The organism is Kribbella sp. DT2, assembly GCF_049844575.1.
Taxonomy (GTDB): domain Bacteria; phylum Actinomycetota; class Actinomycetes; order Propionibacteriales; family Kribbellaceae; genus Kribbella.
This window is the reverse complement of sequence record NZ_JBNCLH010000004.1, coordinates 260679-272312: the sequence shown is the minus strand read 5'-3', so window position 1 is coordinate 272312 and position 11634 is coordinate 260679. Positions and strand designations below refer to the sequence as shown.

The following is an 11634-nucleotide window of genomic DNA, read 5'->3' as shown; positions in this document are numbered from 1 at the left end:
TTTTCCGGCCTTTCGGGCCGGCCCGAAGAAGGCTGCCGCGGTGGGGTGCGGAACCGGCACTGTCGAGGTGTTCGGAGTTCGATCCTCACGGAAGGCAGCACCATGAATCTTCGCAAGGTTGTGTACGGGGTCCTGGCCGGTGGAGCTCTCGCGGTCGGCGGCCTCGCCGTACCGACGGCTCAGGCCGTCGAGGCCCCGGTGTCCTCCGCGCCGTCGGTCGTTGCCGACGACAACTGGCAGTACGTCGGTGACTTCTTCTGGCAGTCCGAGTGCCACGAGGCCGGAACGGCCGGGATCAAGTGGACGAAGTACAAGTGCGTCGACGGCTCCGCGTTCCCCGGCGACGACTACGAGCTCTGGGTCGTCTACAAGTAGCCCGAACGTCATCGGGCCCGCCCGGAGCGATCCGGGTGGGCCCGACGGGGCAGAGCTCAGGCGCTCGGGGCGCTGAGGAGGGTGCGGCCCGAGGGCTGGAGGGTGTGGGTGACGGCGATGCCCGACCGATGGGTGCTGATCAATCCGGCCTCCTTGAGGATGCGGGCGTGCTCGCTGGCGGTGGCTGGAGACACCCCGGCGCGCGCGGCGAGCTCGGTCGTCGAGCAGCAGCCGTGGGCGATGGCGCGCAGCACACCGGCCCGGGTTCGGCCCAGCAGGCTGCCGAGCGCTTGCGGTCCGGTCGGGCCGGTCCGCGTCGGGGCCTCCGTCAGGGGTTGGTGTTGCACGGGGTACACCAGGACCGGCGGCTGACTCGGATCGCGCAGGGTGATCGGGTGCCGCCAGCAGAAGTACGACGGCACGAGCCGCAGGCCACGACCGTCCAGGTGAAGATCCCGTACGGCGGCCTGCCCGTTGTCGACGTGGAGCACGGACGACTCCCAGGTCAGGCCGGGAGCCTGCTCACCGGCTCCGTGCAGGCCCTCGGTCAGCACGGTCCTGGCCCGGACGGCGAGGTCCCGGTCGACCTGACGGCGGATCTCGGCCCAGTGCGGCGCGATGGCGGTCCGGAAGTACGAACCCATCAGTCGCGCGAGCCGCGCCGGTCCGTCGGGCCGGAGCAACCCGCCGGCCCAGCGGGGCACGCGGGCCAGTTCGTCGAGGTTGGGCCGGATCCGGCCGCTGTCGGTCCGCGCGACCGCTGCCAGCCCGGCCCGGAGACCCTCGCCGGCCGCCCACGGAGTCAGGAAGTCCGGTGAGTAGCCCTGCGGAGGAGCCAGCTCGAGCAGGCGCCGGGTCTGGTCCCCGAGCCCGGCCCGGACCCGCCGGCGCCAGGAGCCGAAGACGGGCGAACCGTCCTCTGTCTGCGCCTGGTGCAGGCTGAGCAGCAGCTCCCACAGCGGGTCGGGCCCCGGCGCGAAGGTCAGCCGGGCCAGGTCGTCGGTACCGAAGTGAACGCGCAGTGTCACGACTGCTCCCAGGTTGTCGTCACCCCGGCTACGAGCTGGCCTCGACGATCCGATCGCCGTACCTTCCGGGTGTGCCGACAGGCTGTCAACGCCCGGTTACACGCCGCTTACCTCACTGGCGGACTTCATTTCAGGAGGTTGGTGAGGAAGGGGCCGCGGGACTCCGGGCGGCCGACGGCGGTGACCAGTGGGCCGATGGACTGCTTGGTCGGGGTCCGGAGCTGTCGGCCGTCGTCGGTGTCGTACGGGCCGCAGCCGGTCAGCCGTACGACGACCTCCTGGTCGCCTCGGTCGCCGTGGACCTGGAGCACGAAGACCTCCTCGTCCGACGGTCGGCACAGGGTGCCGTCGGTGGCTTCCGGCTCTCCGTTGGACGGCCCGAAGGAAGGTGGCGGTGCGGCGCGTAGCGCGGCACCGACCTCGCGGGCCTGGTCGCCGGTCAGTTCGGCGCTGGCGAGCAGCGGTGGTGTCCGGGACATCTGCTGAATCCGGTACGCACAGATGCGGATCGACTCGGCTGCCCCGACGGCCGCGAGCCCTTCACCGGTCGGCCGCGCACCGGCGTCGGTCGCGGCGGGATGCGACGGAGCGCACCCGCGGCTGTCAACCCCGTCGATGGTCCGGGCCGAGTCGAGCACGCGCGCCCGGACGGCGGCGTCGGTCCCGAACACCTCGACCTGCAACGCGCCGACCGCCCGGATCTCCCTGGTCCAGCCGGCCTCGTACTGCGTGACCCCGGGCTTGGCGTTGAAGTCGAACCGCAGGTACGGCACCCGGTTCGCCAGAGCCGGTACTTCGCCGCAGGCGTTCAGGAAGACCGGCAGCATGGTCGGCCGTCCGACCCAGCCGCTCGACGGCGCCTTGCTGTCGACACAGGTCGTGTGGTGGCTCGAGCCGATCTCCTTCCACGCGTCCGGGACCTGCACCTCGACGTTCGCGAACGACTCCCAGTGCCAGCCCTGCGCCGACGTGGCTGTCGGACCAGGTGCGTCCGGGCGGGTCAGCGAATGGATGCCTGTGGCAACCACCGCGACGGCGGCACCAGCCAGTACGGCGACGCCCGCGGTCCGCGCCCGACGTCGCCGCCGCAGCCGCCGATGCACCGTGCCGAGCAGCGCCTCATCGGTCGGCGCCTCGCCGGCGTGCGTCTCGAGGCTCTGGGTCACCATGGTCTCGGCCGGATCGTTCATCGGGGCTGACCTTCCAGGATCATCGGGCTCGCCTGCTGCGTGTACAGCTTCCTGAGCACCGGAAGCAGCGCGGCCCCGGTGACCTGGCGCATCGTCCGGCCGTCGTCGATCCCGTTGGCGCAGCCCTGGTAGCGCACGACGACCGGCTGCTCGCCGGTGCTGCCGCGAACGGTGATCACCAGCTCGTCGCGCAGGGCGGCCATCTTGCAGAGGTACTCGTTATCAGGGCCCGACCCCGCCGGCGCTCCGCGGAGCGCTTCCGCCAACTGCCGGGCCTCGTTGCCGGCGAGCACTCCACCGGCGAGGAGTTCGCCAGGCCCGTACGACGTGCTGGGCGTGTAGCCGCACAGCTGGACGGACGAGACCTCGCCGACCTCGGTCAAGCCAGGCCCAGCGGGCCGCCGCCCCTTGGCCAGCACCGCGGGTGGTGACGTCGGGCAGCCGAAGACGTCCGTGCCGCCGGTCGGTCGCGCGGAGTCGAGGATGCGCTCGAGCAGGGCGTGATCGGTGCCGAACACTGACAGCGTGACGCCGCCGACGATCCGGACCTCCTCGATCCAGCCGTGGTCGTAGCGCGTCACGCCCGGCTTGCGGTCCCGATCGCCGAACCACAGGTGCGGGGCCCGGCGGTCCGGCGAAGGAACAGCAGGGCAGCCGATCGCCGGGACGATGGCGGGGAAGGGCCGTCCCACCAGCGGGGTCCTGGCTCGGGCCTCCCGGGAGGCGAACGCGGGCCCGCAGCTCCACAGATGGGTGTACCCCGAGTCGACCCAGCTGTCCGGGACCTGCACCTGCACGGTGTCGTAGGACTCCCAGTGCCAGCCCTTGGCGGCCGACTCGAGCACCGGGTCGGCGGCGGGAAGAGAAGCAGACGGCGCGGCGGCAGGAACCGGCCCATCGCGCACAACTCCGACCCCGGTTATCGTCGCGGCGACCGCCGTACAAGCCAGTACGCCGGTCCCAGCGGCACGCACGCGCCGGCGCCGCCGCAGCCGGTGGTGGACATCGGCGAGCAAGGTGTCGCCGTGTGGAGCGTCGTCCGCGGACGCCGTGAGCGTCCGCGTGATCAGGTCGCCGGCTTCAGTCGAGGAGTTCACAGCTGCTCGACCTCCTTCAGGGTTGCGCGCAGGGACGACAGGGCGCGATGGATCTGGGAGCGGACCGTGGCCGCCGTGCAGCCGAGGATCTCGGCGATGTCGGCGTCCGGAAGGCCTTCGTAGTACCGCAGTACGACGGCCGCCCGCTGCCGGGTCGGCAAGGACGCGCACAGCCGCCAGACCGCGTCGGCATCCGCGTGCGACGCCGCGTGGTCGGCACCGACGGCACCCGCCAGAGCGCCGGGGTCGTCGACCGGCGTCTCGCGCCGGAAGAAGCGCCGCCAGCGCGAGATGTCGGCGTTCACGATGCACCGCCGGACGTACGCGTCCGGGTCGGCACCGATCCGCGACCACCGCGGGTACGCCGCGATCAGCGCGTCCTGCACGGCTTCCTCGGCCCGCCCGCGGTCGCGGGTGATCAGGTAGGCGAAGCGCAGCAGCCCGGCGGCCCGGTGCGACACCCAGGTGTCGAAGTCCGGTGGATCGTCTGTCATCTGGTCCCCTCCCACGTCCTAACCACGCCGGAAGAGAGCCAGACGTTGCATCCGGCCTACTCGGCGTCAGGCGGCGCGGTCGGCAGGGCGAGTTTCTCGTCGGGCTTGGCGGCCAGGACGTCGCCGACGTACGAGCGGGCGGCCTCCATCGTGTCGACCTCGTGGCCGGCCTGCTCGGACAGGAACCAGCGGTGCTCGAGCACCTCGTGGAAGACCTCGGCGGGCTCCAGCTTGCGCTTCAGGTCGCGCGGGACCGAGCGGACCACCGGCTCGAACACGTTGGTCAGCCACTCGTGCGCGACGATCTCCTCGTCCTCGTTCTGCTGGTCGGTCGAGGCGGCGTAGGAGTCGAGGTCGTTGAGCAGCCGGCGGGCCTGGTTCTCCTCGACGTCCAGGCCGGTCAGCCGCAGCAGCCGGCGGGAGTGGTGGCCGGCGTCGACGACCTTCGGCTGGATCCGGACCTGGCTGCCGTCCCAGTCGGTGATGATGTCGATCTCGGCGACGTCGAAGCCGAGCTCGTTCAGCCGCCGGATCCGGGAGTCGAGCCGGTGCATCTCGTCGGTCGCGAACTCCTCCGGCGCGGTCAGCTCGGCCCACAGGGCGTCGTACCGGTCGTTGATCGACTGGACCGTCTCCTGCGGGTCGATGGCCTCGTCGAGCAGACCGCCCGCCTGCAGGTCGAGGAACTCGCCGAACAGGTTGATCTCGGCGGTGTAGAGGTCGTGCGCGCGCTGCCCGTCGGAGATGTCCTGGTGCAGCTCGCCGGTCTCGGCGTCGACCAGGTACGCCGCGAAGGCGCCGGCGTCGCGGCGGAACAGCGTGTTCGACAGCGAGCAGTCGCCCCAGAAGAAGCCGAGCAGGTGCAGCCGGACGATCAGCGCGACCAGGGCGTCGATCAGCCGGTTCACGGTGTCGGGCCGCAGCGTGCTGGAGAACAGGGCCCGGTACGGCAGGGAGAACTGCAGGTGCCGGGTGACCAGGATGGAGTCGAGCGGTTCGCCGTTCTTGTCCAGCCGGTCGGTGATCACGCCGACCGGTTCGACCGAGGGGGAGTCCAGCCGCTCGAGGTCCCGCAGCAGGCGGTACTCGTGCATGGCGAGGTGCTCCATCACCTCCTTGATCGCGTAGACGCTGCCGTTCACGCGGACGAAGCGGACCACGTGCCGCGAGATACCGCGCGGCAGCGCGACCAGCTGGTCCTCGGGCCAGTCCTCCAGCGGGACGTCCCAGGGCAGTGACAGCAGACCGGTGTCCGGGCGGGTGGCGACGAAGCGGGGCACGAGGTCCAGTGTGTCAGTTCCCTGCGGCGGAAGCCTGAGGCCGCAGGGGTCCTGGGACAGAGAACTGACAGAACCCGAACGCAAGTGAACGCAAATACTTGCGGAATGTGGCGTAGAGTTTGCGTCATGACTCGACGACTTGCTGAGGTGGCGAAGAAGGTCGGCGTCAGTGAGGCGACCGTGAGCCGGGTGCTGAACGGCAAGCCCGGCGTCTCCGAGGCGACCCGGGAAGCGGTGCTCACCGCGCTGGACGTGCTCGGGTACGAGCGGCCGACCCAGCTGCGCGGCGACCGGGCGCGACTGGTCGGACTGGTGCTGCCGGAGTTGCAGAACCCGATCTTCCCGGCTTTCGCGGAGGTGGTCGGCGGTGCCCTGGCGCAGCAAGGTTTCACCTCCTTGCTCTGCACCCGGACGGTCGGTGGCGTGTCCGAGGCGGACTACGTCGACCTGCTGCTCCAGCAGCAGGTGTCGGGCGTCGTCTTCGCCGGTGGCTTCTACGCCCAGGCCGATGCGCCGCACGCCCACTACGAGCTGATCCAGGAGCGCAAGCTGCCGACGGTCCTGGTCAACGCGGCGGTCGATCACCTGGGCTTCCCGCAGGTCTCGTCCGACGATTTCGTCGCCGCCGAGATGGCGATCGGGCACCTGCGCGCGCTCGGCCACCAGAAGATCGGGCTGGTCCTCGGCCCGCGCGACCACATCCCGTCGCGGCGCAAGCTGGAGGCGTTCATGGCCTCGCCCGAGGCGGACCCGGCGCTGGTCGAGCACACGATGTTCTCGCTCGAGGGCGGGCACGCGGCCACGACCCGGCTGGTCAAGCAGGGCGTCACCGGCATCGTCTGCGCCAGCGACATCCTCGCGCTCGGCGCGATCCGCGCGGTCCGCCGGGCCGGCCTCCAGGTGCCCGACGACGTCTCGGTGATCGGGTACGACGACTCGGCGATGATGAACTGCACCGACCCGCCGCTGACCACGGTCCGGCAGCCGATCGACGCGATGGGCCGGGCCGCGGTCGACATGCTGGTCGCGCTGATCGAGCGCGCCGCCGTACCGGCCGACGAGCTGCTCTTCGAGCCCGAGCTCGTGGTCCGCGCGTCGACCGCCCGGCTCAGAACGGCGCCGATCCCCGTCTGACGGCAGCAGATCGAGAGGTGGAGTGGGCTTCGGCCCGTTCCACCTCTTTTTTGTCTCCAGTAGTTTCTTTCTTGCAACATTTGATCGAAGTATTGCGCACATCCGGTCAGCTTGCCTACGGTACGGACCACATCGGCAGTATCGAGGGAAGGGCAGATCGATGAGGACAACGAGCCATCGCAGGGCACTCGGCCTGTTGCTCGTCGCGGGACTGGGGCTGACGGCCGCGTCCTGCGGCTCGGGGGACGACGAACCGGCCGCGCAGGGCTCCGGCGGCGCCGACCAGAAGGTGACCATCACCGTCGGCTGCCAGCCGCCGAAGAGCAACCCGAAGGAGCGGGCCGGCTGGGACGAGGACGTCGCGGCGTTCCAGGCCGCGCACCCGAACATCACGATCCAGAGCAAGGACGCCTTCCCCTGCATCAACCCCGACACCTTCCAGGCGAAGCTGGCCGGCGGCACCCAGGAGGACGTCTTCTACGTCTACTACACCGACGTCCAGAAGATCATCAAGGCCAAGCAGGCGGCCGACATCAGCGAGTACGTCGGCAGCGTGAAGGCGCTGGGCGACGTCCGCCCCGACGTCAAGGGCGTCTTCGACGACGGCGACAAGACGTACGGCGTCCCGCGCAACAACTACAACATGGGCCTGGTCTACAACCGCAAGCTCTTCACCCAGGCCGGGCTGAACCCCGACGCCCCGCCGAAGACCTGGGCCGAGGTCCAGGAGGCGGCCAAGAAGATCGCCGGGCTCGGCGCCGGCTACACCGGCTTCGGTGAGTACTCGGCCGGCAACACCGGCGGCTGGCACTTCGCGGCGTCGCTGTACGCCCGCGGCGGCTCGATGGTCAGCGAGGACGGCAAGGCCGCGGCGTTCAACAGCGCCGAGGGCAAGGCCGTGCTGGAGAACCTCAAGCAGATGCGCTGGAACGACAACTCCATGGGCAGCAAGCAGCTGCTGCAGTGGGAGGACCTGATGCGCATGATGGGCTCGGGCAAGCTTGGCATGATGATCGGCGCGCCGGACGTCGTGCAGTCGGTGAACAACGACTTCCAGGGCAAGTTCGAGGACTACGGCGTGACCGCCGTCCCGGAGTCCGAGGGCAAGGCGTCGCTGTCCGGTGGCGACGGCTACATGTTCAACCCGAAGGCCTCGCCGGAGAAGATCAAGGCCGGACTGGCCTGGCTCGAGTTCCACGAACTGACCCCTGGTAAGGGCCAGTTCAACTACGAGCGCGCCAAGGCCCAGGGCCGCCCAGTCGGCCTGCCGATCCCGGACCTGTACGGCGACACCGCCCCGGGCAAGGAGATCGTCGCCCTGCGCAAGCAGTTCGCGACCGTGCCGGTGGACCACTTCACGCCGTACGTGTCGGTGCAGGCGAGCATCACCAACAAGCTCGAGCCGCCGAAGGCGCAGGAGCTGTACGCCGTGCTCGACGTGGCGATGTCCGCGGTGCTGACCCGCAAGGACGCCGACATCGACAAGCTGCTCTCGGACGCCGAGGGCAAGGCGAACAAGATCCTGGCCAAGAACACCTGATGGCTGTACTGACCGCCAAGCCGGTGCGCCGCTCCCCGAACCCGGGGGCGGCGCGCCGCGCGGTCGGCAGGAACCTCACGGCGTACGGGTTCCTGTGCGGGGCGCTGATCTGTTTCGCCTTCTTCTCCTGGTACCCGATGATCCGGGAGATCGTGCTGAGCTTTCAGCAGACCAACTTCGTCGACCCGCCGCAGTGGGTCGGGCTGGAGAACTTCCGGACCGTGTTCGCCGACCCGGCGTTTCGGTCCGCCTGGCTGAACACCGCGGCCTTCAGCGGGCTCGCGCTCGTCGTCGGCTACGTGATCCCGTTCGTGCTGGCCGTCGTACTGAACGAGCTGCGGCACGCCAAGGCGTACCTGCGGTTCGTCGTCTACCTGCCGGTGATGCTGCCCCCGGCCGTCGGCGTGCTGCTGTTCAAGTGGTTCTACGACCCGGGCGCAGGCCTGTTCAACCAGATCCTCGACGTCTTCCACCTCCCGCCGCTGGCCTGGCTCGACTCGACCAGCACGGCGCTGATCTCGCTGGTGATCGTCTCGACCTGGATGAACCTCGGCACCGGCACGCTGATCTACCTGGCCGCGCTGCAGTCGATCCCGGGCGACCTGTACGAGTCCGCCGAGCTGGACGGCGCCGGCCTGTTCCGCCGGGTCTGGCACGTCACCGTGCCGCAGACCAAGCTGATCCTGCTGGTGATGCTGCTGCTCCAGATCGTCGCGACCATGCAGGTCTTCATCGAGCCGTACCTGCTGACCGGCGGTGGCCCGGAGAACGCGACCGTCACGGTGGCCTACCTGATGTACCAGTACGCCTTCAACTTCGGCGACTTCGGTGGCGGTGGTGCGCTCGGCCTGATGCTGATGGTCGTGCTGCTCGTCTTCTCCGCGTTCTACCTGCGCGTCTCGCGTGACAACGAAGGTGGCCGATGACAACCACACTGCAACCCCAACCGGTGCTCCCGGCAACAACACCCCCGCCGGCTCTTCTGCCGAAGAAGCGGCGCAAGGGCAAGGAGTACGAGACCCGCACCCTGGTCTCGCCGTTGTCGCTGCGGACCTGGCACGGCAGGCTGATCTACTGGACCGTCCTGGTCGTCGTGGTGGTCGGCTTCACGATCGCCTTCGTCTTCCCGCTGTACTGGATGGTGACCGGCGCGCTGAAGTCGCCGGACGAGCTGGCCCAGATCCCGCCGAGCTTCTTCCCCAAGGACTACGACTTCGGCGTCTACCGGGAAGCCTGGAACCAGCTCCAGCTCGGAGTCTTCCTGCGCAACACCGTCCTGTACGCCGGGGGCGCGTGGCTGTTCACGCTGCTGGTCGACGTCACCGCGGCGTACGCGCTGTCCAAGCTGCGGCCGTTCTTCGGCAAGCTGATCCTCGGCCTGATGCTGGCGACGCTGATGATCCCGCCGATGGTCCTGCTGCTGCCGACGTACCTGGTCGCCAAGGATGTGCCGATCTTCGGGTTCAACCTGCTGAACACGCCGTGGGCGATCTGGTTGCCCGCGGCAGCGAACGGGTTCTTCATCTTCCTGCTCAAGCGGTTCTTCGACTCGATCCCGCGCGAGCTGCTGGAGGCGGCCGAGATCGACGGCGCGTCCCCGGTCCGGATCCTGTGGTCGATCGTGCTGCCGGTGTCCCGGCCGATCCTCGGCGTGGTGTCGATCCTGTCGGTCGTCACGGTCTGGAAGGACTTCGTCTGGCCGCTGCTGGTGCTGCCGGAGACCGACAAGATGTCGATCAGCGTCGGCATCGCGTCGCTGTCCGCGCAGATGCCGCAGAACGTGCTGATCGCCTCACTGGTGATCGCGTCGCTGCCGACCATTCTCGTGTTCTTCGTGTTCCAGCGCAGCATCATGGCGGGTCTGACCGCCGGCAGCCTCAAGGGCTGATCCCCCAACCAAACCTAAGGAGAAGCATGTCGGAAACATGGTGGCGCGGAGCCGCGATCTACCAGGTGTACCTACGGAGCTTTGCCGACGGCAACGGTGACGGGATCGGCGACCTGGCCGGTCTGCGGGCGAAGCTGCCCTACCTGGCCGATCTCGGGGTCGACGCGATCTGGCTGAACCCGTGGTACCCGTCGCCGATGGCCGACGGCGGGTACGACGTCGCCGACTACCGCGCGATCGAGCCCAGCTTCGGCACCCTCGCCGAGGCCGAGGCGTACATCGAGGAGGCGCACGCGCTCGGCATCAGAACCATCATCGACATCGTGCCGAACCACGGCTCGGACCAGCAGGACTGGTTCGTCCAGGCGCTGGCGGCCGGTCCCGGGTCCCCAGAGCGTGAGCGGTTCCTGTTCCGCGCCGGTCGCGACGGCGGTCTGCCGCCGAACGACTGGCAGTCGATCTTCGCCGGCCCGGCGTGGACGCAGGTGCCGGACGGTGAGTGGTACCTGCACCTGTTCGCGCCCGAGCAGCCGGACTTCAACTGGCGCAACCCCGAGGTGGTCGAGGAGTTCCACGACATCCTGCGGTTCTGGCTGGATCGCGGCGTCGACGGCATCCGGATCGACAGCGCCGCCGTCCTGTTCAAGGATCTGGACAGCGTCGACGAGTCCTACACCGACCACGACCAGGTGCACGAGGTGTACCGGGGCTGGCGGGCGATCACGGACGCGTACGAGGGGCGTTTCCTGGTCGGTGAGATGTGGATGCCGGACCAGGAGCGGTTCGCGCTGTACCTGCGTCCGGACGAGATGCAGACCGCGTTCAACTTCGACTTCCTGTCCCGGCCGTGGGACGCCGCCGAGCTGCGGGCGTCGATCGACCTGACGCTGACCACCCACGTCCCGATCGGTGCTCCGCCGACCTGGGTGCTGTCGAACCACGATGTCACCCGCCCGGTCACGAAGTACGGCCGCCCGGACACGTCGTTCTCGCACCAGGACCGCAAGCACGGCATGCCGACCGACCTCGTCCTCGGTGAACGCCGCGCCCGCGCCGCCGCGCTGCTCGCGATGGCGCTGCCGGGCGGCCTGTACGTCTACCAGGGCGAGGAACTCGGCCTGCCCGAGGTCGAGGACCTGCCCGACGAACTGCTGCAGGACCCGATCTTCGCCCGCTCCCACGGCACCGACCGTGGCCGCGACGGTTGCCGCGTCCCGATCCCGTGGTCCGGCAAGGAACCGCCGTTCGGGTTCGGCACCGGTACGCCGTGGCTGCCGCAGCCGGCCGACTGGAAGAACCTCACCGTCGAGTCCCAGCAGGCCGACCAGAACTCCATGCTCGCCCTCTACCGCGACGGCCTGCGCATCCGCCGTACAGAACTAGGCGACGGCGTCCTCACCTGGGTCGAGTCCGCCCCCGGCGTCCTCACCTTCACCCGCGACTCGGCCCTCACCTGCATCGTCAACCTCACCCCCGACCCCATCGACCTCCCCACCGGCGAGGTCCTCCTGACCAGCTCCCCCCTGGACGAAGGCCGCCTCCCCTCCGACACCACGGCCTGGATCCGCTAGTAGGAAGGCACCGCACGCGGACGACCACCTGCGTCCA

The 11634-nt window shown here is 69.5% G+C and carries 11 protein-coding genes; 6 read left to right on the top strand and 5 right to left on the bottom strand.

Annotation, left to right across the window (positions count from 1 at the left end; all coding sequences use genetic code 11):
- Positions 1-102: 102 nt before the first annotated feature.
- A complete protein-coding gene (locus ACLQ2O_RS19255; RefSeq protein ID WP_425833187.1) occupies positions 103-375 on the top strand; it encodes a hypothetical protein in 273 nt (90 codons plus the stop codon).
- 56 nt (positions 376-431) lie between these two features.
- Here the strand turns inward: ACLQ2O_RS19255 and ACLQ2O_RS19250 are convergent, their stop codons facing one another.
- The 5 genes from ACLQ2O_RS19250 to ACLQ2O_RS19230 all read right to left on the bottom strand — a co-directional run bounded on the left by ACLQ2O_RS19250 (position 432) and on the right by ACLQ2O_RS19230 (position 5464).
- On the bottom strand, positions 432-1403 hold the full coding sequence (locus ACLQ2O_RS19250) for a helix-turn-helix domain-containing protein (RefSeq protein ID WP_425833185.1): 972 nt from the start codon (positions 1401-1403) through the stop codon (positions 432-434).
- Positions 1404-1528: 125 nt separating this feature from the next.
- A complete protein-coding gene (locus tag ACLQ2O_RS19245; protein ID WP_425833183.1) occupies positions 1529-2593 on the bottom strand; it encodes a hypothetical protein in 1065 nt (354 codons plus the stop codon).
- A complete protein-coding gene (locus ACLQ2O_RS19240) occupies positions 2590-3690 on the bottom strand; it encodes a hypothetical protein (protein ID WP_425833182.1) in 1101 nt (366 codons plus the stop codon). The genes ACLQ2O_RS19245 and ACLQ2O_RS19240 overlap by 4 nt, the downstream gene beginning before the upstream one ends.
- Positions 3687-4184: a SigE family RNA polymerase sigma factor gene (locus ACLQ2O_RS19235; RefSeq protein ID WP_425833180.1), complete on the bottom strand. Its 498-nt coding sequence runs from the start codon at positions 4182-4184 to the stop codon at positions 3687-3689. The genes ACLQ2O_RS19240 and ACLQ2O_RS19235 overlap by 4 nt, the downstream gene beginning before the upstream one ends.
- A 56-nt stretch (positions 4185-4240) precedes the next feature.
- Positions 4241-5464, bottom strand: a complete 1224-nt coding sequence (locus ACLQ2O_RS19230; RefSeq protein ID WP_425833178.1) for a DUF4032 domain-containing protein — start codon at positions 5462-5464, stop codon at positions 4241-4243.
- Positions 5465-5590: 126 nt separating this feature from the next.
- On the opposite strand from ACLQ2O_RS19230, the gene ACLQ2O_RS19225 reads away from it, so the two are divergent.
- The 5 genes from ACLQ2O_RS19225 to ACLQ2O_RS19205 all read left to right on the top strand — a co-directional run bounded on the left by ACLQ2O_RS19225 (position 5591) and on the right by ACLQ2O_RS19205 (position 11597).
- The gene (locus ACLQ2O_RS19225; protein ID WP_425833176.1) at positions 5591-6598 is read left to right on the top strand and encodes a LacI family DNA-binding transcriptional regulator; all 1008 of its coding nucleotides are present in this window, start codon (positions 5591-5593) and stop codon (positions 6596-6598) included.
- Positions 6599-6758: 160 nt separating this feature from the next.
- Positions 6759-8138 (top strand): ABC transporter substrate-binding protein, encoded by a 1380-nt coding sequence (locus tag ACLQ2O_RS19220; RefSeq protein ID WP_425833174.1) that lies wholly within the window; start codon positions 6759-6761, stop codon positions 8136-8138.
- The gene (locus ACLQ2O_RS19215; RefSeq protein ID WP_425833172.1) at positions 8138-9064 is read left to right on the top strand and encodes a carbohydrate ABC transporter permease; all 927 of its coding nucleotides are present in this window, start codon (positions 8138-8140) and stop codon (positions 9062-9064) included. Before ACLQ2O_RS19220 ends, ACLQ2O_RS19215 begins: the two co-directional genes overlap by 1 nt.
- Complete coding sequence (locus ACLQ2O_RS19210) at positions 9061-10026, top strand: carbohydrate ABC transporter permease (RefSeq protein WP_425833170.1); 966 nt, start codon at positions 9061-9063, stop codon at positions 10024-10026. The genes ACLQ2O_RS19215 and ACLQ2O_RS19210 overlap by 4 nt, the downstream gene beginning before the upstream one ends.
- 26 nt (positions 10027-10052) lie before the next feature.
- On the top strand, positions 10053-11597 hold the full coding sequence (locus ACLQ2O_RS19205; RefSeq protein ID WP_425833168.1) for a glycoside hydrolase family 13 protein: 1545 nt from the start codon (positions 10053-10055) through the stop codon (positions 11595-11597).
- Positions 11598-11634 lie beyond the last annotated feature (37 nt).